This is a genomic window from Streptomyces sp. T028 (assembly GCF_048159505.1).
Classification (GTDB): Bacteria; Actinomycetota; Actinomycetes; order Streptomycetales; family Streptomycetaceae; genus Streptomyces.
In genome coordinates, this window is the sequence record NZ_JBLRVZ010000020.1 from 42,027 (window position 1) to 67,007 (window position 24,981).

At 68.1% G+C, this 24,981-nt stretch carries 25 protein-coding genes and 2 pseudogenes; 13 read left to right on the forward strand and 14 right to left on the reverse strand.

Features of this window, described 5'->3' with window-relative positions:
- Positions 1-15: 15 nt before the first annotated feature.
- Positions 16-1,131, reverse strand: a complete 1,116-nt coding sequence (locus ACLZN2_RS20270) for a helix-turn-helix domain-containing protein (RefSeq protein ID WP_416979975.1) — start codon at positions 1,129-1,131, stop codon at positions 16-18.
- Positions 1,132-1,373: 242 nt separating this feature from the next.
- Here ACLZN2_RS20270 and ACLZN2_RS20275 point away from each other — a divergent pair, with 242 nt between their 5' ends.
- From ACLZN2_RS20275 to ACLZN2_RS20315, 9 genes are all read left to right on the forward strand, one after another.
- Positions 1,374-2,282: an AAA family ATPase gene (locus ACLZN2_RS20275; RefSeq protein ID WP_416979977.1), complete on the forward strand. Its 909-nt coding sequence runs from the start codon at positions 1,374-1,376 to the stop codon at positions 2,280-2,282.
- 19 nt (positions 2,283-2,301) lie between these two features.
- Entirely contained in the window at positions 2,302-2,748 is a 447-nt protein-coding gene (locus ACLZN2_RS20280) for a hypothetical protein (protein ID WP_416979979.1), read from the forward strand.
- Positions 2,745-3,254, forward strand: coding sequence for a hypothetical protein (locus ACLZN2_RS20285; RefSeq protein WP_416979981.1), 510 nt, complete (start codon positions 2,745-2,747; stop codon positions 3,252-3,254). Before ACLZN2_RS20280 ends, ACLZN2_RS20285 begins: the two co-directional genes overlap by 4 nt.
- A 24-nt stretch (positions 3,255-3,278) precedes the next feature.
- Entirely contained in the window at positions 3,279-4,145 is an 867-nt protein-coding gene (locus tag ACLZN2_RS20290) for a CBASS oligonucleotide cyclase (RefSeq protein WP_416979983.1), read from the forward strand.
- On the forward strand, positions 4,142-5,116 hold the full coding sequence (locus ACLZN2_RS20295; protein WP_416979985.1) for an S-4TM family putative pore-forming effector: 975 nt from the start codon (positions 4,142-4,144) through the stop codon (positions 5,114-5,116). The genes ACLZN2_RS20290 and ACLZN2_RS20295 overlap by 4 nt, the downstream gene beginning before the upstream one ends.
- Positions 5,117-5,163: 47 nt before the next feature.
- The gene (locus tag ACLZN2_RS20300; protein ID WP_416979987.1) at positions 5,164-6,540 is read left to right on the forward strand and encodes an IS1380 family transposase; all 1,377 of its coding nucleotides are present in this window, start codon (positions 5,164-5,166) and stop codon (positions 6,538-6,540) included.
- Between the two features lie 296 nt (positions 6,541-6,836).
- Entirely contained in the window at positions 6,837-7,946 is a 1,110-nt protein-coding gene (locus ACLZN2_RS20305) for a hypothetical protein (RefSeq protein WP_416979989.1), read from the forward strand.
- 124 nt (positions 7,947-8,070) lie between these two features.
- Positions 8,071-8,277 (forward strand): hypothetical protein, encoded by a 207-nt coding sequence (locus ACLZN2_RS20310; RefSeq protein WP_416979991.1) that lies wholly within the window; start codon positions 8,071-8,073, stop codon positions 8,275-8,277.
- Between the two features lie 10 nt (positions 8,278-8,287).
- Positions 8,288-8,512, forward strand: a complete 225-nt coding sequence (locus ACLZN2_RS20315) for a PASTA domain-containing protein (RefSeq protein WP_416979993.1) — start codon at positions 8,288-8,290, stop codon at positions 8,510-8,512.
- A gap of 277 nt (positions 8,513-8,789) precedes the next feature.
- Here ACLZN2_RS20315 and ACLZN2_RS20320 read toward each other — a convergent pair whose 3' ends face one another.
- The 6 genes from ACLZN2_RS20320 to ACLZN2_RS20345 form a co-directional block, all read right to left on the reverse strand.
- Positions 8,790-9,239: a hypothetical protein gene (locus ACLZN2_RS20320; protein ID WP_416979995.1), complete on the reverse strand. Its 450-nt coding sequence runs from the start codon at positions 9,237-9,239 to the stop codon at positions 8,790-8,792.
- Between the two features lie 9 nt (positions 9,240-9,248).
- Positions 9,249-10,337 (reverse strand): hypothetical protein, encoded by a 1,089-nt coding sequence (locus ACLZN2_RS20325; protein WP_416979997.1) that lies wholly within the window; start codon positions 10,335-10,337, stop codon positions 9,249-9,251.
- The gene (locus ACLZN2_RS20330) at positions 10,334-12,328 is read right to left on the reverse strand and encodes a hypothetical protein (RefSeq protein WP_416979999.1); all 1,995 of its coding nucleotides are present in this window, start codon (positions 12,326-12,328) and stop codon (positions 10,334-10,336) included. Before ACLZN2_RS20330 ends, ACLZN2_RS20325 begins: the two co-directional genes overlap by 4 nt.
- A complete protein-coding gene (locus ACLZN2_RS20335; RefSeq protein WP_416980001.1) occupies positions 12,325-13,080 on the reverse strand; it encodes a TIR domain-containing protein in 756 nt (251 codons plus the stop codon). The genes ACLZN2_RS20330 and ACLZN2_RS20335 overlap by 4 nt, the downstream gene beginning before the upstream one ends.
- 13 nt (positions 13,081-13,093) lie before the next feature.
- The gene (locus tag ACLZN2_RS20340; RefSeq protein ID WP_416980225.1) at positions 13,094-14,386 is read right to left on the reverse strand and encodes a helix-turn-helix domain-containing protein; all 1,293 of its coding nucleotides are present in this window, start codon (positions 14,384-14,386) and stop codon (positions 13,094-13,096) included.
- A 740-nt stretch (positions 14,387-15,126) separates the two neighbouring features.
- Positions 15,127-15,741 (reverse strand): TetR family transcriptional regulator, encoded by a 615-nt coding sequence (locus tag ACLZN2_RS20345; protein WP_416980003.1) that lies wholly within the window; start codon positions 15,739-15,741, stop codon positions 15,127-15,129.
- Between the two features lie 57 nt (positions 15,742-15,798).
- Here ACLZN2_RS20345 and ACLZN2_RS20350 point away from each other — a divergent pair, with 57 nt between their 5' ends.
- A complete protein-coding gene (locus ACLZN2_RS20350; protein WP_416980005.1) occupies positions 15,799-16,494 on the forward strand; it encodes a class II aldolase/adducin family protein in 696 nt (231 codons plus the stop codon).
- Positions 16,491-17,420 (forward strand): carbohydrate kinase family protein, encoded by a 930-nt coding sequence (locus ACLZN2_RS20355; RefSeq protein ID WP_416980007.1) that lies wholly within the window; start codon positions 16,491-16,493, stop codon positions 17,418-17,420. The genes ACLZN2_RS20350 and ACLZN2_RS20355 overlap by 4 nt, the downstream gene beginning before the upstream one ends.
- Before the next feature lie 70 nt (positions 17,421-17,490).
- On the opposite strand, the pseudogene ACLZN2_RS20360 reads toward ACLZN2_RS20355, so the two are convergent.
- The 6 genes and pseudogenes from ACLZN2_RS20360 to ACLZN2_RS20385 form a co-directional block, all read right to left on the reverse strand.
- Positions 17,491-17,744 (reverse strand): annotated as a pseudogene (locus tag ACLZN2_RS20360) (3-hydroxyacyl-CoA dehydrogenase family protein).
- A 113-nt stretch (positions 17,745-17,857) separates the two neighbouring features.
- A complete protein-coding gene (locus ACLZN2_RS20365) occupies positions 17,858-18,889 on the reverse strand; it encodes a cytochrome P450 (protein WP_416980009.1) in 1,032 nt (343 codons plus the stop codon).
- Entirely contained in the window at positions 18,886-19,416 is a 531-nt protein-coding gene (locus tag ACLZN2_RS20370; protein WP_416980011.1) for a cupin domain-containing protein, read from the reverse strand. Before ACLZN2_RS20370 ends, ACLZN2_RS20365 begins: the two co-directional genes overlap by 4 nt.
- A gap of 100 nt (positions 19,417-19,516) precedes the next feature.
- Positions 19,517-20,059, reverse strand: coding sequence for a MarR family winged helix-turn-helix transcriptional regulator (locus ACLZN2_RS20375; protein ID WP_416980013.1), 543 nt, complete (start codon positions 20,057-20,059; stop codon positions 19,517-19,519).
- Between the two features lie 51 nt (positions 20,060-20,110).
- Positions 20,111-20,959 carry a fumarylacetoacetate hydrolase family protein gene (locus tag ACLZN2_RS20380; protein ID WP_416980015.1) on the reverse strand — a complete coding sequence of 283 codons (849 nt, stop codon included), beginning with the start codon at positions 20,957-20,959 and terminating at the stop codon, positions 20,111-20,113.
- 10 nt (positions 20,960-20,969) lie between these two features.
- The gene (locus ACLZN2_RS20385) at positions 20,970-21,446 is read right to left on the reverse strand and encodes a carboxymuconolactone decarboxylase family protein (RefSeq protein ID WP_416980017.1); all 477 of its coding nucleotides are present in this window, start codon (positions 21,444-21,446) and stop codon (positions 20,970-20,972) included.
- A gap of 104 nt (positions 21,447-21,550) precedes the next feature.
- Between ACLZN2_RS20385 and ACLZN2_RS20390 the strand changes: the two genes are divergently transcribed.
- Together ACLZN2_RS20390 and paaZ are read left to right on the forward strand one after the other, a co-directional pair.
- Entirely contained in the window at positions 21,551-22,396 is an 846-nt protein-coding gene (locus ACLZN2_RS20390; RefSeq protein WP_416980019.1) for a VOC family protein, read from the forward strand.
- Between the two features lie 67 nt (positions 22,397-22,463).
- Positions 22,464-24,010 (forward strand): annotated as a pseudogene (gene paaZ / locus ACLZN2_RS20395) (phenylacetic acid degradation bifunctional protein PaaZ).
- Positions 24,011-24,073: 63 nt separating this feature from the next.
- Here the strand turns inward: paaZ and ACLZN2_RS20400 are convergent.
- Complete coding sequence (locus ACLZN2_RS20400; protein WP_416980021.1) at positions 24,074-24,931, reverse strand: TetR/AcrR family transcriptional regulator; 858 nt, start codon at positions 24,929-24,931, stop codon at positions 24,074-24,076.
- Between the last annotated feature and the right edge of the window lie 50 nt (positions 24,932-24,981).

The window sequence follows — 24,981 nt, forward strand, 5'->3', positions numbered from 1 at the left end:
TGGCCGGGACGTAGGTCAAAACTCTACGCGGGGTCGTTCGCTGATATCCCGACTGAGCAGGGTTCGAACGTCGCCTTCCGGAAGGCCAGAACGACTGATGAAATCAGCGAAGGAGGTACCTGTTGTTTCCATGAGTTCTAGTGCGCGCTGCAGGAGTACGGGAGCCTCTGGATTTCCCAGGGGACCAGGCTCTACTTTTCTCCACCCTCGTACAGACAAGGCTTTCCATCCCTGGGCGTAGGTGTGTTCGCTCATGACGCCGAGCGTTTTTGCCCTGACCAAAAGGGCGGCTAGCGAGACGTGCCACTTCGCTTTCAAGTGAAGAAAGGCGGGCCAGTCGAGCCGGTCCGGAATTTCGGATCTGATGTCGTCGGCTGGCATGAGGAACGCGGCGGCGAACTCGTGGGCTTGGCTCTCAGTGACCTTGTCGCCAATTTTTCCAGTGAGGCCATGCAAGACCAGATGTCCTAGTTCGTGGGCTGCGTCGAAGCGGGAGCGGTCGCGCAGGCCCTTGTCAGCCCCGAGAGCAACAACGGGCCTGTCTGGGAAGTCGACGGAGAATGCATCAACTTTTTCGATGCTGACACGGAAGCGGACGACAATAATCCCGTTCATTTCTAGTAGTCGCACGACATCTTGAACTGGCCCGCGTGGGACATTCCAGTGGTCACGGACCTGGGCTGCCGCTTGTTCGATATCGGCGGACTGAAGAGGCTGTCCTTCGTCGATTGGGATGCGCGGCAGATTGAGGTCGGGCAACGCGACGTGTTTTTCAAGCTCAAGCGCGAGTTCCCGTGCGAGGTGCACGTGCGCGAGCGCTTGCTGGCGATCTCGGGGGGAGGTGGATCGGAGGCTGCGGAAGAACCCGTTGACCTGGTCCTGAGCAGGGGGGCGGGCTGGCGCGGCGAAGAACGATGGCGGTACCCGCAAGGCGACCGCAAGCCGGCGAAGCGTCGATGTGGCGGGCTTGGTGTGTCCGTTCTCGAACTGGCTGATCGAGGCTGCGGTGACGGAGCCGACTTCCCGGGCCAGTTGGACCTGGGTGAGCCCACGGAGTTCGCGCGCCATTCGCAGTCGGGCGCGATCGAACAGGGCTGCGATGTCGCCGGGGTCCAGTTGGGGGTCGTTCACGTCGCTCGTCTCCGGGCCAGTCGACGTCCACTGATCAGCGGACGATTCTCGATCTTGAATGCTCCGCTCGCATCTTAGGCACGCCTTGGTTACCGGTCGGTCAAATCGCTCAGCTCCAGCGGAACACGCCCGAGCGAAGTGTGTCGAGTTGCATCTCCGTCATGTCGTGTACTCTACCCGAAATGCGGAAGATGATGTTCGGATCTGAGGTTACCCACGGTGTGTGGGGGGACGGAGCTGAGGTGACGAGAGTCCAGGAGTGCGTGCTGTCGGACGAGGTGATCACCGCCGACTCGGCGGAGGCCGCGTTGTGGGACGCCATCGTGGTGCCGGAGGAGATCAAGGAGCGGTTGCGCAACCAGACCGTGTTGTCGCTGCTCGTGCGGCCTGACCTGCCGTTCGCGGTGACGGCGTTGCACGGCTTGTGCACGCTCTACGGCCCTCCCGGTACCGGCAAGACCACCCTGGCACGGGGTCTGCCGGCGCAGGTCGCCCGCTACGTCCCCGGAGGCGCGGTCCGGCGGATTGAGATCAACCCGCACGGGCTAATGAGCGCCGAGCACGGTCAGTCGCAGCAGCGGGTCAGCGAGCTGCTCGGCGAGTACGTGCCAGGTCTTGCGTCGGACGGTGTGCCGACCGTGGTGATCCTCGACGAGGTCGAGTCGATGGCGGTCGCCCGCTCGGCGGCGTCACTGGCAGCCAACCCGGCCGATGTCCACCGCGCCACCGACGCGGTGCTCACTGCCTTGGATCTCAACGCCACTCAGCACCCGCACCTGTTCTTCGTCGCGACCAGCAACTTCACCACCGCCCTGGACGAGGCGTTCCTCTCCCGCTCCGACGCAGCCATCCTCATCCCGCTTCCCGAGCCGGAAGCGCTGCGGAAGATCCTGGCCTCCACGCTGGTGATGCTGGCCGACAAGTACCCCGCCTTGGGTGAGCTGGCGCGCTCCCAGGCGATGGACCGCATCGCCGAGGCAGCTCACGGGCTGGACGGCCGCCGTACGCGAAAGGTGGTCTTCGAAGCCCTGGCTCAGCGACTGGACACGGTGCTGGACCCCAGCAACCTCACCGAAGACGACCTGGCCGCCGCGGTGCGCAACGCCGTCGCGGAGACGGGTGAGCCGGAGGTGTCCCGTGCGGCGTACTAGGCAGGTGGCGGCCTCTCCCATGCGCAGCGCCAGCGGAACCTGGGCGGTGATCTCGGACCTCGTGGCGGACACCGTGGCGCAGTCCTCCGCGCTGTCCCGCGACGAGGCGGTGCAGGCGATGTCGGCCGCCGAGGCAGTCGGGCGGATGCTGATCGCGGCAGGGCACCTGCGGCAGCACCCGATCACCCTGGTGGCCGGCAAGATGCACTGCGAGATCACGACGGTGTCCGGCACGGCGGCGCTGACGTTGGAGGAAAACCTCAACCCCGTCCCCGGCGCGGCGGGCGCCGACGATTTCACCATCCACCTGCCGTCCCCGGCCCCGCTCCAGGAGCAGGTGAAGGCAGCCGCCAACGGTCACGCCCGGTTGTCCGACGCTGTCCCGCTCGCTCCGGAGACGAAGGCTGCCAACTCCGGTCCGCTGATCGACCGTGAGGCTCTGCGACGGGCGGTGACCCAGCGATGACCTCCACCTACACCTACAGCTACAGCTACACCCGGACCCACACCGCCACGCACCTGACCGACGTCATCCTCGGCACCATCACCGACATCCTCGCCGACCTGGGTATCAACATGGACCGGCTGCATCGCGACTGGGTGCAGAACGAGAACGCGATCAAGGCGTGGATCGAGGAGGGCTCCCTCGACACGGTCGTCCTCGAGTGCCACCAGCCCTCGGGGGCCGTGGCACCGGTGATCGAGTTCCCGGTGTCCTACACCACCTCCGGCGACGGCAACGCCGAGTTCACCGCCTCTCGTGCCCGGGCCGCCCGCTTCCGGGCCAAGTTCGACCGGGTGCCCGCGGGCACCACCTACCGGCTGTTCTGCACCTTCAGCGGGCCCCGTACCCCGCAACCGGGATGGGGCCCCGGCCATCGGGCGAGCACCGACGGCCTGCGCGGCATCACCTTCGGCACCCTCGGCTCCGCCCCGCACGCCTCGACCGGCATGCGGTACTACCACACCTGAGACCACGAGCAGGGACACACCGCTATGGGATACATCGACGACGCCTTCACCAAGCTCAAGCACAACCTGGAGATCACCCAGACCGAGCAGGACCTGGCGAAGGCACGGCACGAGGCCATCCGCGACTTCGTCCGGTCGCACTGGGATCTTGCCGACGACTTCCTCACCGGCAGCTACCGGCGCGACACCAAGACGAAGAAGCTCAAGGACATCGACATCTTCGTGGTCCTCGACGCCGATGGCTCCCAGGCCAGCTTCCGCGATCAGGCGCCCATCCAAGTGATCAACGCCCTGGAGACCCTGCTCCGTCAGAAGTGGAGCTCCGTCGCCCGCGACGGCATGGCCGTCGTCATCCCCTACGGCCCCGACGACGAGGTCATGTCGATCGACGTAGTCCCCGCCTTCAAGCGAGCCGACGGCGGCTACTACATCCCCAACCCCTCGGCAGGCGACTGGATCGCGACCAACCCCAAGCGCCACCACGAGCTGAGCATCGCCAAGAACGCCGACTGCGACGGCAAGTACGTCCCCTTCGTGAAGATGGTCAAGGGCATCAACCGCGAACTCGGCGAGCCCGTGTCGCCCTCCTTCCTCTTGGAGGTCATGGCCCAGTCACTGGTGAAACCGCCGATCGGGCGCTACCAGGACGAGATCGTGCTGTTCCTGGCCACCGCCGCCGAACGCATCGACGACGAGTGGCCCGACCCTGCCGGCCTAGGCGGTGACGTCAACGCCGTCATGAACGCGCCCCAGAAACTCGCCGCTGCCAACGCGCTCAACCAGGCCCGCGCCATCGCGGAAAAGGCGGTCGACCTGGAAGACGAGGAACAGGAACGCGCCGCCTACGACGTGTGGAAGAAGCTGTTCGGAAACCGGATGACCAGGCCATGAACTTCTCCACCGACCCCGATGGCGTCCACGGGATCCCACCTCGGGCCATCCACGAACGGCAGCTCGACGACGACATGCTGCTCCTGCAACGCGCCGCGTCGGCAAGCCACCATCGCGGCCAACTCCTCGAAGCCGTGCGCGTCACAGCCGCCGTCGCGCTCGCCGCTGCCGGCGTCCTGATTACGCTGATCGGCCACGGCCGGACCATCGTCTCGATCGTCGGGTTCTTCTGGTTCGTCGTATCTGCCTTCCTACTCAAGGGCCTCGCCGGGAACACCGCCCGCCAGGGCGCCCTGCTTCAGGAGATGTTCGACATCACTCTGTTCCACTTGCCGTGGCGTGCCACCGTTGCAGGCGATCCCATCCCCGAACCCGACGTCCGCCGTCTCGCGCGCAAGCTCCCCCGAGGCTCCGCGAAGGACAAGCGCATCACCGCCGGCTGGTACGACCCCACCCACGACGTCCACCACCCCTACGACGTGTTCATCGCCCAGGAACAGAACCTCGCCTGGGACGCCCGCCTCCGCCGCCGCTACAGCCACCTCATTGCCGCTACCGCGATGCTGTGGGCCGCCGTCGGCCTCGTCGCCGGTCTGGTGGTCGCGGACGCCACTCTGGGCGACACCCTCCTCAGCTTCTTTGTCCCGTCCCTGGCGGCCTACCAGATCGCCTACGAGATCTGGTCCGGTCAACGCAAAGTGGCCGACGAACGCGACCGACTCACCAAGGTCGTCAACACCGAGCTGCGCAACGGTCGCCCCGGACCCGTCCCCGAAGGCGAATGGCACCGCCTACGGAACGTCGCACGGGACGTGCAGGACGGTGTACTCCGCACGCGCCTGGACACCACCCGAGTACCCGAGTGGTTCTACAAGCGCTTCCGCGACGATGACGAACCTCGCGCTTTCATGAAGCGGGCTGTCCGGCAGGTGGTCAGGAAAGCAGAAAGTGCCCCTGACCAGCAAGAATGAGGATTGTCGAGGTCCTTGTTCCTGCCACCGCCGGAGGCACTTCCCAGGTGAAGCACTCTATCGGGTCCTACCCCCGCGTCCGTTTCCAGGACGACGGCCGCCAGGTCGTCTCCCAGGCTGGGTCGGTCCTGCTCGTCGAAACGGTCCGCAAGACCGGTCTTGACCAGGCCATATCCCAGGCTCTGGCTCCGTGGCGGAAGCCGCGGGCCGTCCACGATCCCGGCAAGGCCCTCCTGGACGTCGCCTTGGCGGTCGCACTGGGCGGGGACTGCCTCGCGGACGTCGCGATGCTGCGGTGTGAGCCGGCCGTCTTCGGCCCGGTCGCCTCTGACCCCACCATCTCCCGCCTGATCGACACCCTCGCCGCCTCCGGTGAGAACGCCCTTCAGGCCATCCGGTCCGCACGGTCCGAAGTCCGTTGCCATGCCTGGTCCTTGGCCGGAAAGAACGCCCCGGACGCCGACGGGCAGGTCGTCATCGATCTCGACGGAGTCCTCGTGATCGCCCACTCCGACAAGGAGGACGCGGCGGCGACCTGGAAGAAGACCTACGGCCATCACCCGCTGACGGCCTTCCTCGACCACGGACCGGGCGGAACCGGTGAGCCCGTCGCCGCCCTCCTGCGGCCGGGAAACGCGGGCTCCAACACGGCAGCCGACCACATCACCACCGCCCAACTCGCCCTGGCTCAACTGCCTAAGCGATACCGGCGGGGGCGGCAGACCCTGATCCGCACCGACTCCGCGGGCGGCACCCACGACTTCGTGTCCTGGCTCGCGCGACGAGGACGATGGCTGTCCTACTCGGTCGGCATGACGGTCACCGAAGCGATCCACGAACACGTGCTGAAGGTCCCCGCCTCAGCCTGGACCCCGGCCGTCGAGACCGACGGTGAGGCCCGTGACGGGGCCTGGGTCGCTGAGCTCACCGGCAAGCTCCTGGATGGCTGGCCCAAGGGAATGCGACTGATCGTCCGAAAGGAACGGCCCCATCCTGGCGCCCAGTTGAGGATCACGGACGCGGACGGCATGCGGATCACATGCTTCGCGACCAACACCCCTGACCGGCCGATCGCCGCCCTCGAGCTCCGTCACCGGCTGCGGGCCCGGGCCGAGGACCGGATCCGGGCCGCCCGGGCCACCGGACTGCGCAACCTGCCCCTCCACACAACAGCCCAGAACAAGGTCTGGCTCGAGATTGTCCAGATCGCCCTCGACCTCCTGGCCTGGATGCCCATGCTCGCCCTCACCGGCAAGGCCCGCCTCTGGGAACCCCGCCGCCTGCGCTTCCGCCTGTTCTCCGCGGCCGCCCAGCTCGTCACCACCGGCCGACGCAGGATTCTCCGCCTCACCCAGCACTGGCCCTGGACCGGCGAGATCACCACCGCCCTCGAACGGCTCGCGCTCCTGCCCACCCCCGGCTGACCAGCAACTTTCCACCGTTCCGACGACTACATCACCCGCCCCGGGCAGTGGAACCCGGCGCCCACCCGACGCGACAACCGGGCCGCTGGCCTGCCCACCATCAGCTCCGGAAAGCAAAAGGGTCCACCGACTCCGTCGGCGGACCCTCGCGAAAGATCGAGGCGAACGCGACTTCGGTGACACGGCAGAAGGCCACCGCTTCCGCCTCGCCCAAAACACACTCCCGCCTACATAGTTCGCGGAGTGGGATGCTCCAAGCCCACCCAGCTTATTTCAATGAGGAGAGGAAGAAAATAGTGAGCGTTCGAGATGATGTCATTGCGCAGGGCATGAACAGCGATGCAACCTACGTCGGGCGAATGTCGCGCGATTTGAGCGATTCGAGAGCTGCTGAGCACGGTGCAACGATCATGTTTTGCATGGCACCCTACCTCTCGCTCTTTGTGCACGAATCCTACCGAAAGCTCAAGATCATTGATCCGGCACTGCCCTCGCTGCTGTCGAGCGATGCTGAGTCAATCGTTGCGCGTTCGCGGCATAGCTTGAAGTTGTTTGAAGACAACAGGCGAGGCATCGACGGGCAGCTCGCTTACTTCCGGGAGGAGATCTCCACCGCACACAGCGAAAAGTTTCTAAATAACACATGGCTCAAGGCCGCTCGTTTCTTGGAAACAGACCTGGGGCTTTACAGCTATGACGGGAGGATCATCTCAACAACTCACGCCGCCACGTTCCATCTGGGTGTCGAGCCTGACGTATTGCTAGAGGAAGGATCAGGACCGAAGCTGCAAGCCATCTACGAGGAGTATGGGCGCTATTTTCGCACTCTCGGGGCAAGAACAGATTCGGGTGCTAAGACATTTGCGAGCTACTTGGATCCAATCCTCTTCGGTCAGCGTCCCAATGACGTACGTGCAGCTAAATACTACCGGCGAGTCTTCAACGGAAAGGGCACCCCAGACATCAACAGGCTTCTGACGGTTTTTCGAGGCCTGATGAACTTCGTTGACTCGGTGGCCAGCCTTAGCCCGGATGCCAGCAGGGTGGAGTACACGGTATTCAAGATTCGCTTCTTGACCGTGTATCAGGTTCTTTGCAGCCTAAACATGATTCACGACGAACGACCCGGTGAGCTCACAGCGAAGTCCATGACGCTCATTGAGAAGATCACGGACACATCAGCGGCGAGGTTGATTACTGACCCCGCCTCGAAGCCGTTCCGTAACACCCTTATGCACTACGACCTAGACTCGCGTGTCGATATGGCACGGGTGGACGTCACGAAACCGCTCTTCGGGCTCGTGCCGATCTACTTCCCGTCGCACAGTTTTGAATCCTTCACCGATATTGTCGATGTCTGTATCGAAGAAACTGCCTCGGTCATGGAGGAGTGGGCTGCCCCGTAAGAGGTGACAGGGGTAGTACGGCGGACACGAACGCGACCATCGGCACATCGCGCTCGCAATTTGCGGCTGGTGCGGGCAGATCTAGGGGCCGTGGCCGGCGCAGGGGTAGGAACTGGTGAACGCCATGACGAACTACGTTGACTCCACCGACGTACCCGCATTCGACGCACCGGGTATCGTGCGCCGCACCCGTCGCCGCCGAGCCCTCGGCATCACTGCCGTCGCCACCGCCCTCATCGTGGAGGGCGGGGGGACCGCGCTGGCCTCGATGGCCGGGGGGCACGAATCACAGGGTGTGGCCCGCGGCGAGCAGCACGACCGTATCGAGTGACGCCGCCACCATGCTGTATGCCGCCTCTGACGGCCGGCCCCTCCCGATCGACTTCACGGGCTGGGATCTGCAGGGCGCCAAGGCGTACCTGTCGAAGACGCGGACGAAGCTCGGCACTGTCGACAAGAAGGCCGTCAAGGCCTGCAAGCCGGGCTCGGTGGTCGCCGTGAACCCGCACACCCCGAAGACCGTCATGGCCGGTGACACGGTGGACCTTACCCTCTGCGCCGACTGACCCGCTCCGACACGACGACGCCCGCCCCTGCGCCGATCAAAGGGCGGGCGTCCGTCACGAGGCCAGGCCAGCTCCGGTCCCGGCAGCGGAATGCTGGTGAACGTCGCGCCGATGCTGAAGGCTGGAGCTCTTCCCAGCGTTAACCGTCATGGCCTGGCTTGCTGGAGGCCATGGCCGCAGGAAGGTTGTGCCATGACGCGTGTTCTGGCGTGGCGTCAGGGGTTCCACAGATGCGAGGGGTGCTTTGCGACGCTGACCGTTCGGCGCGCCCCGCAACTCAGCCTTGTTCGGGGGCTGGGGGTTGGTGGGCGTGGAAGGTAAGCCCGGTGATTCGGCCTGATTGGATGATGGGACCGTGCTGAACGCCGCCGGTGATGTCGTTGTGCACGGTCCCAATATGCCTCACTGAGGTAGCGGCGAGCTGCTGCAACGAGGTCAGCAGGAGGCGCAGTTCGCTGCTGGTGACCGACTCGGTTTCGACGAGCTGTTGTAGGCGGACCTGCCATTGCGCTGTGACGGCATTGATGGCCTGCTCGTCTTCTGCAGCGTCGGCGGTGAGCAGCCGGGTCCTCGCGTCGGCCATGTCGGCGATTGTGATGTCGTCCGAACCGATCCGTGCCAAGAACCGTGCGACAAGTTCACGGGCATGTGTCCAGGAGTCGGTGACCATGAGGGAAACCAGTGTGGTTGCTCCCGACGCTGCAAGAGCGGCCAGCTCACTGTCCATCGTCTTCTCCTAGATGGGGGATGCGGATGGTTCATCGGGCGCGTCGGCAGAGGAATTCGGCTCCTCACCGTTGTCCGACGTGAAGGCCGTCGGCGGATCGAACCGGCGTCGTAGGGCCTCGGCTGTCTCGTGTCGGTTCTGCTGCGTGATGATGTCGGAGACCTGTTTGGCCAGCATCGCCCGCCGGTCGTCTCCCTCCGTGAAGCCCATGGCGTCGAAGAAGCCCGAGAGATGATCCGTGGCCGTCCGTTCCTGTGACGCGGGAGCCGGTTCCGCCTCCACGATTTCCGGAGCGATTCCCTCGCTGGGCTGCTGCGAGAGGAGGTTCTGAAGGCGCTCGGGGATGTCCGTGTCATTGGCTGCGGACGTGAGCTGCGCGAGCAGGGCCAGATCCGCCACCGTCTTTTCCACGTGCTCGTCGTTCTTGGCGAGCCACCAGACCACAGCGCTGCCGGTGTCCTTGAGTACGTCCTCGCCCAGGTACTGGCGCTTGCTCTGCTCGTACTTGCGTTGGTGTTCCCAGACTGCCTTGTCCTTGCGCACGTCGGCGAGTTTGTCCAAGCGCTCTTGGTCCTGTTCCAGCAAGGTGAGGCTGATGTCTTCCGCCATCGCCTGTAGATGCCCGGTGGGGTCCGGGCACATACGACTGAGGACACCGCTGAGTTCATGCTGTACGAGTGAGACTCGGCCCGGTTCCCGTCTCTCGGTGACGGCGCGGGCACGGTTCAGGACCGTTTCGACGGCGAGTCCTGCCGGATTGAGGACGGGGCCGGTTCCGGGTGAGTCGAGGAGATACCAGCGTACGGTCGCCGAGAACACAAAGTTGTAGTCGTCCCAGTGGCTGGGCAGTGCCACTCGGCTGACGTGGCACTCTGTGCGTTCTACGGGGGTCGCCGTGCGTTGTTCTTCGAAGCTGACCGGGATGGAGCCCCGGCGGCGTGAAGCGATGCGGAAGGCCGCTGCGGGGAGGACGAGGAGGAGCGCGGCCAGCGTCGGCCATGTCCACATGGGCCACCGGTGGGTCAGACCGACGATGGTCAGCAGCAGGCCGCATAAGACGGTGAGGAAGAGGGTTGTCGTCTTTCGTGCGGTCGTCACGGTTGAGTCCCCCTGGCTGACGGCGGAGGGGTGGCTGGGCCGAGGCCCTGGGCCACATTGATCTTGTGGAGTAGCAGTTCGGTGGTCTCGGCGGAGCGCTTGAGACCTCCCGGGGCAGTGCGCTCGGCTTCTCGGGCGCTTGCGTACAGCGCGGCGAAGGCCTCACCCCGTCGTTCCCCGCATCGCTCGGCCGCGCTGACGAGGAGGTCGAGCAGAAGCTCACCACGGCGCCCGATGCCGTCGGCCGCCCGGTGGAGCCAACGTGCCGCGTGCGGCTGCCACGTCGCCCGCGGCAGCCCGGCCAGTACCGCATGCCAGCAGGTGGTCAAGGAGCGCTGTACTTCTCTCTCCTCCACCAGCGCGCGTGAGGTTTCGGAGGAATCCGTCAGCGGCACCGGATCGCAGACTCGCAGGAAGATGCTGAGGTCGGGCGGGGAGGGGCTGTATCGCGCGAGGCGGTCGAGGAGCCTTCGGCGCAGCCGCCGGCTGCCGGCCACCAGGTCGTCCAACGCCTGCAGCGCAGGCGCCGGGTCGCGCTCGCGCCGGGCCAGGTAGTACAGCCTGAGCAGAGCCTGATCCGGATGGCTGGCCGCGAGGGCATCGGCGCAGATCCGGACGAGTACCTGGGCGAACTCGCCCCGGAGGCGACGGTGAGCACACCATTGATAGATACGTTCGCGGAACTCCCTGCCGTGGGCCGGATCTTCAAGGCCGCAGGCGAGCGCATGGACAGCGGCTTCCAGCCGCGCTCTGCTGGTCGCCTCGATGCTCCAACGTTCGGCGAGAGACGCCAGGCTGTCTCCGCGCCTGGTTCGTAGGTACTGGCCGGCCAGACGCGTCACTAGATCGTCACGAACGGTGGGGGTGACGTGCGGGTCGTTCAGGTCCACGATGCTTGCGGCCCATGTGCCGAGGTGGGGCCGCAGGTCGGGCATGTGGTCCCAGAAATGTGCGCGGACGGCCGAGTCGTAGTCCAGGTCTGTGAAGCGCACGTGTCCGTGCGGCCCGGTAGCGGCTGAGATCTCCGTGAGCCGCTCGGCGAGGTCCTTGTGCTGGAGCAGCGGGAGCCCGTCCGATGGGGAAGCGAGAGTGCGCAGCAGGAGCTGGGCCGCGCGGTGGATGACATCGGCGTGTGCCCCGTGGAGCATGGAGACGGTGATCAGCAGCGCCCGCTGAGGATCCTCGCGCAATGCGGCGACGCGTGTGGCGACTTCCTTCCGCCGGTCGTTGCGTGCTGTCTTGGCTGTCGTGCACCATTGTGCGAATTCTTCGTCCGGCCGGGCGGTCTCGCGGGCACGGCGCACCAGGTCGGCGAAGTCCGCGATCTCCCGCATCGGTCTTTCCACGCCCACGAACTCGTCGACGGTGACGTCGGACCGCATGTACTGCTCGTACGGCATGCCGTGTATACGGAGGTGCCGTCTGAGAACCTGCAGGCCTGGAGGCCGCCCGATACCGACCCGGTAGTACTGGAGATCGGGATCGAGGATGCCGTCGTGCGGCATGACGACGACAAGATGTGAGTGCTGTTCGTGTACGGACTTGCGGAGCGCAGGAAGGTCGGCCCGTGCCGCGGACCACTGGCGGTCGTCGGCGCCCGACAGATCCAGCAGCAACTGATCGCCGGTTCCGACCAGCGCAGGGTCATGGAGGGCCAGTTCGTCCTCCTCGCCGGGCAGAAGTTCGTGGAAGACGCCACTGTCCCGGCGGCAGTCCCGCAGTAGTACGCGGGCCGCAGAGGTACGGCCGCTGCCGGGATCACCGTCCAGGATGACGGTGCCGGTGTCGGCGAGCATCGCGCGGGCCTTGCCCATGCCGGGCGGGTCGACCAACACGCGTCGCAACCGGCGGAGTTGGTCTTCGGCGACGCGTCGGAAGGCTGGCTTGTCCGAGTCCTGGAGGTGTGCGCCGCCGTTGACGTAGATGTTGCCGGCACCGGTGTGTATGAAGCCGTGTGGGTTCTCGACTCGTGTAGTGCCCTGCTGGTTCACCGGCCATCGTCCTCGCGCCGATCCGGCTCACCGAACCGATGCTGGACGTTGCCGTGGTTGTCGCCCTCGAAGTACGTCATCCCGTTCCCCGAGAAGTGCCGGTCGCCAGACACGTGACGGGAGTTCTGGTAGATGCTGCCGTTGCCCGTGTGGATAGGGCCTTGAGCGCCCTTCACAACGGTGCCGCCAACGTCTCCGGTGAAGTCACGGCTCTGTACCGCCGTTCCGCTCACGTCTGTGATCGAGTTGGTCACGGTGTCCGACACGGGCGACGTCACGTCGGCTCGGGACAGGTCGTCGAGCCCGGGAACCATCTCGGCGACCAGATCGCCGATGCGTTTGATACCGCTCTCGGTGTCATGGGTGTCGAACGGAATGGATTGCAGGTCGGCGAGCCGCGCCAGCTCGGACGGCAGATCGGCCGTGCTCAGCCGGTTCGTCTTCCGTCCGTCCAGAATGGGAACAACCGGAAGCTCACAGCTGAACGCCTCCTCGATCTCCCTGCGCACCCAGTCCTCCGGGTCGTGCAGCCGTGTACGGAAGTTCGTCCAGTCCGGCCCGACCACGGCCAGAAGCAGGCAACTGCGTCGCAGCGCGGCCAACAGGGAGTCGGGGTAGGCCTCGCCGGGCGCGATGGACCTCGACGCACGGAAGATGTGCTGCGGGCCGAAGCGACGCGACAGCTCCTGGTCGATCAGAGCGGCGGTCTTTTCCCCGTCGCCTGTGCGGTAGTTGATGAAGACCTCTTTCACGGTGATGTCCCCCTCAGGAAGTGGACGAGCGCGATAACGTGCCGAGCCGCGGCCCGAGCTCACGTACGGAAGGGTGGTTCGCATGGCGAGCCAGGACCCGGGCAAGACGCCGTAGATCGGTTGTGACTGTCGCTGAGCGCACTGCCACCACGTCGTCGAGCAGTGGTGCCGTCAGCGCACACGCCTGGTCGAGCTCGCCGGCGGACGCATAGGCGAGCGCACGGCGCACGCCGTATCGCACCTGGGTGCGAACCGCGTCCTGGCTGACCAGGGCGAGTTGGCGGTCGAGTTCCTCGCTCGCTTCCCGAGGCCGGCCGAGATCGACGAGGCACCAGCCGGTCACCATGCCGACCGGGTCGGGAAGGTGCATTGTGCCAATCACCGGCCCGTCGGAGCTGTCGTCCTCGCGGGCGAGGAGTGTACGAGCGCGCTCCAGGGCACGCAGACAGGAATTGAGGTCACCCGCGAGTGCGTGCCCTTGGGCTTCGCGTTGTGCGGCCAGCCCCCGGATCCGTGGTGGCAGTCGGCCGCTCTGCGCGCGGCGGGCCAGGCTGATGGTCTGTTGGGCGTCGTCGCGGTACAAGGAGACCAAGGCCCTTCGGACCAGCGCGTAGCCGGCCAGTGCCTGGTCATCGCCGGCTGCTGCCAGGTCGACCGCGCGCTGCGTCCACCACAGTGCCGCATGGTCGTCCCCGGTTTCCTGCACCAGCCAGCCGACATACTCGGCGTACCGGGAGCCGAGGGCCAGCAACCGCTGGCGGGTGCCGGCGTCTGTCTGAGCGGACAGTTCCCGAAGAGTGTGCGTCTGCGCGATCAGGACGGGCAGGAGCAGGCCGGGTTCCACCGCCTGGCCGAGTCGCCGGTAGTGCGTGAACAGCGAGCTGGAGGCTTCCAGCATGCCGGCACCCGATGCCGGGGAGACCGGGCCGGATCCGTCAGATCGCCACGTCATCATTGATGCGACGCCAGCGCTCACGACCTCTCGCCGCCCCAGGGACTGGAACCTGTTTGGGCCATCCGGCGACAACTGCATGATCCAGTCCTCCTCGTCGATGTGGCCGGGTGCTGGTTCAGTAGGTACGTCAGGAGCAGCCTCGGCGGCCAAGGCAATCAGCGCTCCGTCGGCACCAAGGGCGGCGTCGCACAGCCGAACGAGATCACGGCTCGGTGCCTTGATTCCCCGCTCGACTTTGCTCAACTGCGCCTTGCTGTAATGCACGGCACCGGACAAGGCCGTGAGGCTCAGCCCGGCCTCCAGACGCCGCTTCCTCAGCTCCTCGCCGAACTCGGTGGACGACTGTGGCACGGAAACCTCCAAAGCCCATCCACCCAGGCCGGGTTGGTGCTGCACGAAAGAGTGCGGCAGCGCCTCCCGGGCGGACAAGGCGATCGATGCTGTTTCCCGTTTCCTTCTCCGACGGCGGGGCGCAGCATGCGCGGGGCTGAACTTGTGCCGGTCACAGAGCCGGGCGTGGCAACAGGCCGATCCCGCGCCGGAAAGCGAGTGTCGATGGTGCGGGCTCGGTTGGCCTGATGCAGAACAGCCGTCAAGAGGATCTGGCGCAGGGGCCGTACGGTTCGAGACGGACGCAGGACAAGTCTCCAGCGTCCCGAGGCCGTACGCACAGACACTCGCCATTCGTCCGTGCCTGAAGCGCCGTCAACTCCTCAATAAGCTGCGGATGATGAACCGCACACTCTAACTGGACAGCGTCACCGCCCGAGCGCCGAGGCGCACATGCATTCACTTGCCCGCTCCCAGCTGAAGCGCGACGATGGAAGCGCCAGAGCTTGTAGCAGCTCTCATCGATCAGAGGAAGGCGGTGCGTGAGGCGACGAGGCAGTCCGGCGGAGGCCTGAGTTCAAAGACTCCTTTACTCGGCCGAGTACGCTCAACACTGACCTCGAAGAACGACCCGTCGCACGCCGCTCAGGGGCTCCGCAACTGGGGGTCAAGGGGTCGCAGGTTCAAATCCTGTCGTCCCGACGGTGAAGCCGATCCGTCGGTGTTTCGAGGCTCTGTTCCCTTTGTGGGTGGGGCGGGGCTCAGTAGCGGCCCACGACGTCCGTCAGATAGCCGCGCAGCATCACCTTCGCCTCGTCGAGCAGGGTCGCGTCACCGTCCGCGTCCCGGCGGAAGGCTTCCTGTGCGAGCGCGTCGGCCGCGAGGACGGCGGCATGGCAGGCGCGGGCGAGCGGCTCGTCGTCGCGCACGACGTCCAGCGCGAGCAGCACCCGGCGGATCCCGTCGGCCATCCGCCGCTTGTGCTCACGGTCCGCCGCCCGGGTCCGCTCGGTCAGCCCGCTGCCGAACCACAGGGCCCGGAAACCGTGCTCCGTACGGTAGATCCCCGCGTACGCGTCGATCAGCACCCCGACCGGATCCTCCCACCGCTCCACGGCCGCGGCCCCGACGAGATCGTCCATCACGGCTTCCAGGCGGGCGAAGTACCCCGCCGCCAGGGCGTCGATGATCGCGCCGCGGTCTGGGAGGTACTGGTACAGCGAGCCCACGGAGACCTGCGCCTCGGCCGCGACCCGGGTCGTCGTCAGCGCCTCCACGCCCTCCTCGACCAGGATGCGCTCGGCGGCCCGCAGGACCAGTGCCAGACGGGCCTTGCTGCGCGCCTGACGAGGGGTGCGGCGCAGAGGAGTGTTCAAGAACCGTCTCCGAACGTGAACGTGACTTTGTTTCATGTTTACGCTACCTTCGCGCCCATGACCGCCTCAAGCTCGGCGCTGAGCCAGGAGCGGGCCGCCGTCGCGGACGCCTGCCGGCGCCTCGGGGCCGAGGGCCTCCTCATCGGCACGGCAGGCAACGTGAGCGTCCGCGTCGACGACCGGGTCGCCATCACCGCGACCGGAGCGGTCCTCGCCGCACTGACCCCGGACCAGGTGACCGTGGTCGACCTCGACGGCAAGCTCGTCGAGGGGACCTACGAGCCCACCTCGGAACTGGAGCTTCACCTCGGCGTCTACCGCCGCTACGGCACCGGAGCCGTCGTCCACACCCACGCGCCCCACGCCACCGCCGTGTCCTGCGTGCTCGACGAACTCCCCTGCATCCACTACCAGTTGCTCGCCGTCGGCGGTACGGTCCGGGTCGCGCCGTACGCCACCTTCGGCACCCCGGAGCTCGCCGAGTCGGTGCTCACCGCCCTCGACGGGCGCAGCGCCGCCCTCATGGCGAACCACGGCGCGGTCACCCACGCGGTCACCCTCGACCAGGCCGTCGAACACGCCCTGCTCCTCGAATGGGCCTGCGGCGTCTACCAGCGCGCGGCCTCCATGGGCACCCCCCGCTTCCTGGACGAACAGCAGCAACTCGCGGTGATCGAGGCCGCGATCGCCCGCAACTACGGAACCACCCGTCCCGTACCACCCGCGCAAGAGGACAACAGGGGGAGCAGATGAAGGTCTTCACGATGGGCGTGCACGTCCTGGACGTCCTGGTCCGGCCGGTGGAGGCGATACCCGAGGGGCAGGGCGCGACCCTGGTCGAGGACATCCGGATGACCGCCGCGGGAACGGCCGGCGGCACCGCCCTCACCCTCGCCAAGCTGGGCGCGCAGGTGTACAGCGCCGGCGCCGTGGGCTCCGATCCCAGCGGTGACATGCTCGTGCAGCTGCTGAACAGGGCGGGAATCGACACCGAGTTCCTCGTCCGCCGCACGGACACCGCGACCTCCGCCAGCGTCCTGCCCATCCGCCCCAACGGTGACCGGCCCTCGCTGCACCTGCTCGGCGCGAACATCACCTACGGCCTGGACGACGTGCCCTGGGACGCCCTCGCCGAGGCCACCCATCTGCACCTCGGCGGGCCCGAGTTGATCGGTGTCGACACCGCGACGCGGATCCTGTCGTACGCGAAGGAGCACGGGGTCGTCACCTCCGTCGACCTGCTCGCGCCGGGGGTGCTCGGCAGCTTCGAGCAGATCGAGGCGGCGCTTCCCCACGTCGACCACTTCCTGCCCAACGAGGACCAGGTCCTCGGCTTCACCGGCGAGGACGATCTGCTGACCGGTGCGCGGAAGTTGCTGGCCGCCGGGGTGGGCGTCGTCGCTGTGACGCGGGGTGGAGACGGGGCGCTGGTGGTGAGTGCGGACGGGGCGGAGCCGGTGCCGGCGTTCGTCGTCGACGTCGTCGACACCACCGGGTGCGGGGACGCGTTCTCGGCGGGGTATCTGCGGGGGATCGGGCTGGGACGTACGCCGAGTGACGCGGCGGTGCTGGGGAGTGCGGCGGCCGCGCTGGTCGCGCAGGGGCTTGGCAGTGATCATGGTGATTTCGATCTGGACGGTGCCGATGCGTTCGCCTCGTCTGCCAAGTCCCATGCGTGAGTACGTGCGGCGCCGTGGGGGCTGGTCGCGCCCACGCGGCGGAGCCGCATATGTCAGGGCCCCGCGCCCCTCAGGTGTTCCCGGCGTATTCATGGAACCCTCTGCCCGACTTGCGACCCAGCAGGCCCGCCTCGACCATCCGTAGCAGCAGGGGTGGCGGGGCGTGCAGCGAGTCCTTGAAGTCCGCGTACATCGCCTCCGCGATGGCGGTGAGGGTGTCCAGGCCGATCAGGTCGGCCAGGCTCAGGGGGCCCATGGGGTGGGCGCAGCCCAGACCATGCCCGTGTCGATGTCGTCCGCCGAGGCGTGGCCGGACTCCAGCATCCGGATCGCGGAGAGGAGGTACGGCACCAGGAGGGCGTTGACCACGAAGCCGGCCCGGTCCTGGGCGCGGATCACCTCCTTGCCCAGCAACCCGGTGACGAACTTCTCGGCTTCTAGCTGGGTTCGAGATGCGGGCGGTGCGGACGGTCGGGGTCGAACTCCCCGGCCCGCTCGAACACCGACTCGTCCCGGTTCCCCGAGGCGATGACCAGGGTGACGCGGCTGCCGGCCGGGAGGGTCACCCCGGCGATCTCGTACTCCTGGGTGAGCCGGCGCGGGTACATGCCGATCGGCGAGACCCAGCGGGCGGTCTCCTCGAAGACCCGCCTCCACGCGGCCGGGTCGGCGAGCACCCGGTCCAGCACCTCGGGGCGGTTCAGCAGCGCCCAGGCGCCGACCCCGAAGACGTCCCGCGGCTCGTTGACACCGCCGCCGATGATCACCTTGACGTTGTTCTGGATCTCGGGCAGTTCCACCGGGCCGTCGGCGTGGACCATGGAGGAGATCACCGAGCCGTCGGGCTCACGGCGGGCGGCCTCGGCGACCGTGTCCTCGATGGCGCGGGTGGCCCGCTCGGCGCGCAGCCAGACGTCGGGGTCGTCGGCGTAGTTGCCGTTGGCGGCCATCATCGCCCGCGACCAGTCGGAGACGTCCTCGGCGCTCGCGGTGCGCAGGCCCAGCACGAGCGCCAGGTTGGCGGCGGCGAGCGGTTCGGCGAAGTCGGCGATCAGGTCGGCCTCGCCGCGGCCGGCGATCCGGTCGAGCAGGTCGTGCGCGGTCTTCTCGAAGGCGCCGGCCCACAGGTCGCGGACCTGGCGGGGGCGGGTGGGCGGCTCGGCGGCGGAGCGCAGCCGGCGGTGGTGCGGGTCGTCCTCGCGGAGCATGTTCGGGCCGACCGTGCGCAGCAGCAGCGAGCCGTCCTCGCGGGAGGAGAACACCTCGGGCAGCTTCTCCGCGTGGACGATGTCCTCGTAGCGGACGATGTCCTCGTAGCGGGTGAGCAGATACCGGCCGACCGAGGGGACCCAGGCGAGCGGGGCGGTGCGGCGCAGCTCGGCGTAGGCGGGGTAGGGGTCGCGGCGCAGGTCGTCGAGGTCGAGCTCGACGACCGGGGCGCCGGGCGCGGCCGTCGCCGGCGCGCTCACGAGGTGCCGCCCGCGCCGATCAGGACGAAGAACACCGTGGCGGGCTCGGCGGTGGTGTTGCGCCAGGCGTGCCGGGTGCCGTTCTGCACGACGAGGTCACCCGGCCTGAGGACCGCGGTCTCGCCGCCGTCGAAGTCCAGGACGACTTCGCCGCTGAGGACGACGCCGTAGTCGACGGTGGGGATGGTGTGCATGCCCGGGTTGTCGGGCTCGAAGAGCTCGGCGAGGCCGGGGGTGGCCTCCAACTGCTCGGCGCCGGCCGCCGCGGGGTCCCACGCCGGGTCGGCGTAGACAGTGGCCGGCGGGAAGGTGACGGTCAGCGCGATGGTCTCGCCGCGGGCCGGGACATAGGACGTGAGAGACGCCGTCGGATCGTCGGACGGGGCGGCGGGTGCCGTCGTGTTCCACACCAGGGAGCGACCGAAGCCGGGAGTGTGGGTGTACTGACGCGTGACGGGCGGCTCCCCGTCGCTGACGATGACGGGCTTGCCGCTGGAGCCGACACCGGTGACGACACGACGGACCATGATTCTCTCCCTTGAGAAACCAACCTACTGTTAGATGCTTGACCGTTAGAGGCTTGATGAAAAAACACCTGTGACGGTGGGCCGGTTTCCCGGAGGCCGCTCACTCCGCGGGCGGTGTCTCCTGGTTGACCAGCGTACGCAGCAGATGCACCAGCTCACTGAGCTGGTCGTCGCGCAGGACGCCGGTCCAGGCGCGCTCGCGCCGTGTCTGGGCCTCGATGGCCAGGCGCAGGGTCTCGCGGCCCTCGGGGGTCAGCTCCACCGTCAGCTGACGACGGTCGCTCTCGACCCGTTCACGGGCCACCAGGCCGCGGTTCTCCAGGGTCGCGAGCGCGCTGGAGATGGAGGCCCGGGTGGAGCCGGAGACCCGCCCGATGTCCTGCTGGGCTAGCGGGCCGTACACCCACAGCGCGTTCAGGATCCGAAAGCCCGCCCAGGTCAGGCCGAGCGGCCGGTGGACGTGCTTCTCGAAGTCCTTGGTCAGCCGGGCCTCGAGCCGGGTGAGGTCGGTGACCATCTCGATCGCGTCGAGATCCCGCGGCTCGGTGGTGCCCAGCTCACGATGGTGGTGGCGCAGGAGCTCCGAGAACTCCCGGGTCCGGCTGGCGCCGGCGATGCCCGGCTCGCCCACGGTGTCCGTCACGATCTCCCGCCCTTCCGTTGGAGTCGACCGGCTGCGGTCGGCCGGCTGGGATCAGCCGGCGACGACCGGGTTGACCATGGTGCCGACGCCGGTGACCTGGGTCCGCAGGACCTTACCCTCGGTGAGGTAGAGGCGAGGAGTGCGGCGGACGCCGCAGCCGGCCGGGGTGCCCGTGAAGATCAGGTCGCCGGGCTCGAACGTCACCCGCCTCGACAGCCAGGCGATCAGCTCGGGCACGCTGAAGATGAGGTCCGAGGTCCGGCCCCGCTGCACCTCCAGGTCGTCGACCCAGCCCGCCACCTCGATGTCGTCGGGGTCGGCGAACTCGTCCGGCGTCACCAGGTACGGGCCGATCGGGCTGAAGGTGTCGTACGACTTCGGCAGCGTGAACTGGTTGATCGGCTTGCGCCACTGCTCCTTGCGGTCGGAGACGTCCTGACCGGCGGTGACACCGGCGACGTACGACCACGCCTCGCCCTCGGGGATGTTCTTGCCGGTCCGCCCCATGACCACGACCAGCTCGGCCTCGTAGTCCACCTTGTCGTACTGCGGCTCGACCACGATGGCGTCGTACGGGCCGACGACCGACGAGGCGAACTTCGCGAAGACCGACGGCTCGTCCGGGACCGGGAGGCTGGACTCCTCGGCGTGCGCCCGGTAGTTCAGGGCGACCCCGATCGCCTTGTACGGCTTGGCCACCCGCCCCAGGTCGCGCGGCTCGAACGGCTTCCAGGCGCTGTCGTCGGCGGACTCGGCGAGCGCCCGCAGCTCGTCGTGGCGGGCGAGGTCGCAGAGCACCTCCAGGCGCGGCTCGAACGCTCCCTTGCCGGCGTCCGCGATGTCGAGGGCGAGGTCGTCGCGGACGACGACCGGGCGGCCCGCGAGGTTGGCGAGCTTCATACGGCTTCTTTTAGAGGACGTCGATGACCTGCTCGGTGCCGAGGTGCGCGGTCAGCCGGGCCCACAGCCCGTCGTCCACGCCCTGGCGGTCGAGGAGCGAGTCCGTGGCGGTGAGCAGCACCCGGTCGAGCTCGTCCAGCCCGTCCCAGTCGCCCTGCGCGGCGGCCAGGATCGTCCCGTCGGCGAGCCCGGCGCGGCGGGCGATCCGTACGTGCTGGTCCCACTCGTACGCGGCCCGCGCACGGGCGGCGATCCTGAGGATCATCAGCTCCCGGGACGGCAGCGGCAGGGTGTTCTTCCCCAGCACGTGGTTGCCGAAGACGAGGAAGCGGCGCAGCGCGTCCTCGTGGTGCGCGAGGGTCGCCCAGATCGTGTAGATCCGGCCGTCCTCGTCGCGATACGGCGCCAGCGACGCCAGCGTCCTCTCGTGCAGCGCGCTCTCGTCGACGGGCTGCAGGCGGGCCTTCTCGGGCGCTTCTCCCGGCATCGTCGGACCTCCTCGGCTCGATGGCGCCAACGTATTCGTACGACCCTTGACCGTCAAGGGTCTGACAAATGCCAATGCCTTCTTCGTCATGACGATCCAGAGCCTTGGGTACGTGGGCAATCGGCGCCCCCGACCCGACAGCATGGGCGGAATACGCCCGCACAGTGATAGGCCTCGCGGTGGAGCCGGGAGAGCCCGGCGGGTTCGCGTCCCACCGTCTGCGCATGGACCAGCACCCGTTCCGCATGTGGCTGACCGAGGCGGAGACGGGCGGGGTGACGGTCATCGGCTGGGAGGTCCGCGACCCGAACGCGATCGACGAGATGACCGTGCGGCTCAAGGAGGCCGGCGTCGAGGTCCGCGTCGGCACCGACGAGGAGTGCCGGGACCGCCAGGTGGCCCGGATGGTGCACTTCGCCGGCCCGCTCGGCATCCGCACGGAACTCTTCTGCGGCCGCCGCCTGGCACCCACCCAGTTCGTGTCGCCGCTCGGCGTCGACTTCGTGACCGGTGACCAGGGCCTCGGGCATGTGGTGATGAAGACGCCGCACGTGCAGGAGGCGGTGGACTTCTACTGCGACGTCCTGGGCTTCCGGCTCAGCGACACCGCCGACTACCCCTGGGGCACCTTCTACTTCCTCGGCTGCAATCCGAGGCACCACAGCATCGCCTTCATCCGGTCGTACCGGAACGAGGGCACCCACCACATCCTGTGCGAGGTCTCCAGCCCGGAGGAGGTCGGCCGCGCCCACGACCGCACCCGCGAGCACGGCGTCGAACTCATGGCCACGCTCGGCAAGCACGCCAACGACGGGATGTTCTCCTTCTGCATGACCTCCCCGGCCGGCTTCGGCATCGAGATCGGCGCGGGCGGCGTGCAGGTCGACGAGAGCACCTGGGTCAGCCGCGTCTACACCGCCGACATCTGGGGCCACCACCCGGTGCCATAAGGCACGCCCTCCCCTCCGACGTACTCGAAGACAGTCCGGCGTTCTCGAAGAAAGCGGGCCGCATCCCATGCTCCAGAGCCATCTGCAGGACACCTGGGTCACCCCCACCGTCGCGGACGGGTCCGCGACCGACGTGCACGACGCGGTCACCGGGGACCTGGTGTGCCGTGTCTCCTCCGCCGGCCTCGACCTCGCCGGGGCGTTCTGCCACGCGCGCCGCGTGGGCGGCCCCGCGCTGCGGGCCCTGACGTTTCATCGGCGGGCCGGTCTGCTGGACGCGGTCGCCGATGCCGTGCGCGCCCGCCGCGAGGAGCTCTACGCCCTCTCCGCGCGCGCCGGAGCCACCCCGAACGACGCCCGCTACGACGTCGACGGCGGCATCCGCGTCCTGCGCGACTACGCCGCCCGGGCCCGCGCCGGACTCCCGGACGCACCGCACCTGGTCGAGGGCCCCGCCGAACGTCTCGCCCGCGGTGAGGACTTCCTCGGCTTCCACCTCGTCTCCCCCTCCCCGGGGCTGATGCTCCAGGTGAACGCCTTCAACTTCCCGTCTGGGCCCCGCTGGAGAAACTGGCGCAGGCCGTGCTTTCGGGCATGCCGAGCGTGGTGAAGCCGGCCACCCCGACGGCGTACCTCACCGAGCACCTGGTACGGATCGTGACGGAGGCCGGCGTACTGCCGCCCGGGGCGCTGCAGTTGACCGTCGGCTCGGTCCGGCCCGCCCTCGAACTCCTCGGCGAGCAGGACGTCCTGTCCTTCACCGGCTCCGCGGCCACCGCCGGGACCCTGCGGGTCCATCCCGCGCTGGTGTCCCGCTCGGTCCGCTTCAACGCCGAGGCGGACTCCGTCAACGCGATCGTCCTGGCCCCCGACGTCGCGCCCGGATCGCCGCTGTTCGACGCGTTCGTGCGGGAGGTGGTGACCGAGATGACGGTCAAGGCGGGCCAGAAGTGCACCGCGATCCGCCGGGTCCTCGTCCCCCGCGAGCAGGAGGCCGCCGCCCTCGACGCGATCGCCGCCGAGCTGGCCGGGGTGACCGTCGGCAACCCCGCCGCCGAGGGCGTTCGGATGGGCGCGGTCGTCAGCCTCGCCCAGCGCGAGGACGTACGGCGGGCCGTGCGCCGGATCGCCGAGTCGGGGCGGTTCGTGCACGGCGACCCGGAGAAGGTGCGCGTGGTCGACGCCGACCCGGAGCGGGGCGCCTTCCTCGACACCCTCCTCGTCTCCGCCGACCCGGAGGCCGCCGCGCCGCACGAGGTCGAGCCGTTCGGACCGGCGGCGACCGTGCTGGCGTACCGGGACACCGCGCACGCGGCGGAGCTGCTGGTGCGCGGGCGCGGCAGCCTCGCCGCGCCCGCGGTGAGCGACGACGTTCCGTGGACGACCGGTCTCGTCACCGAGACCGCCGCCTGGCACGGTCGGCTGCATCTGCTCGACTCGCTCACCATGGGGCAGACCACCGGCCACGGTTCACCGCTGCCCGCGCTGCGGCACGGGGGGCCCGGCCGGGCGGGAGGCGGCTCGGAGATGGCGGGCCTCAGGGGCGTACTGGACCTGATGCAGCGGACGGCGGTGCAGGGGTCGCGGCGGGTGCTGGACTCGTTGGGGGCGTGAGACGTCCGTGAGGAGGCCGCCCCGTGACGCGTACGGGACGGCCTCCTCCTGCTGTCGGTGGGGTCAGGCCTTGCTGCGGGACGCCCTGGCCGAGGACTTGGCGGCGGGCGACTTGGGGGCCGTGGTGCGGGCCGTCGTCCGGCGGGGACCGGCCGCCTTCTTGGCGGGAGCCTTCGCGGCGGGCTCGGGAGCTGCCGCGGTCGCCTCGGGCTCGCTCTCGGGCTCCTCCTCCGCGGCGGGGGTGTCCGTGACCGCCCCGCCCGTGATCCCGCCCAGGCAGAACGCCCACACCTCCTCGGCCGAGATCGGCGACGGATGCGCGCCGACCGGTGCCGAGGGCGCCCGGGCGGTGAACATCGCCGTCTGCATGATCAGGGAGGCGGTGCGGCGCGGCTTGGGGGAGACGGCCTGGCCCGCCGCCACGGCGTCCTCCACCAGCTCGGTGAAGAAGCCGAGCAGCGGCAGATGGGCACTGGCCACCTGGTCGGGGTGGCTGACCAGGAGCTGGATGGCGAAGTCGGTGAACAGCGGGGACTGCGCACCGGCGCGCGGCTCGGAGGAGTGGTAGAGCAGGTCGACCGCGATCCTCAGCTTCTCCAGCGGGTCACGTCCGGCCGCCGAGGACTCCCGGATCTGCGCGGCGGACCGGGACAGGGCGTCCTCGAAGAGCGCGAGCAGCAACTCGTGCTTGCCGTCGAAGTGCTGGTAGAAGCTGCGCAGCGACTGGCGGGAACGCTCCACGACCTCCTGCACGGTGAAGTCGGTGGTGCCCTTGTCGGCGATCAGCTCCTGCGCGGCGTCCAGGAAGCGCTGGACGCGTTGCTCCGCGCGCAGCTTCGCGGCGCGCGTGGAGCGCTCGACGGCACGCTGCCGCCAGGCGGGCTCGGGTGTCTCGACCGGATCTGCGGGGACGGCACTCATGGAAGAACGGTACTCCACTCATGTGAAAAGAGAGGGCACTCCCCCTACCG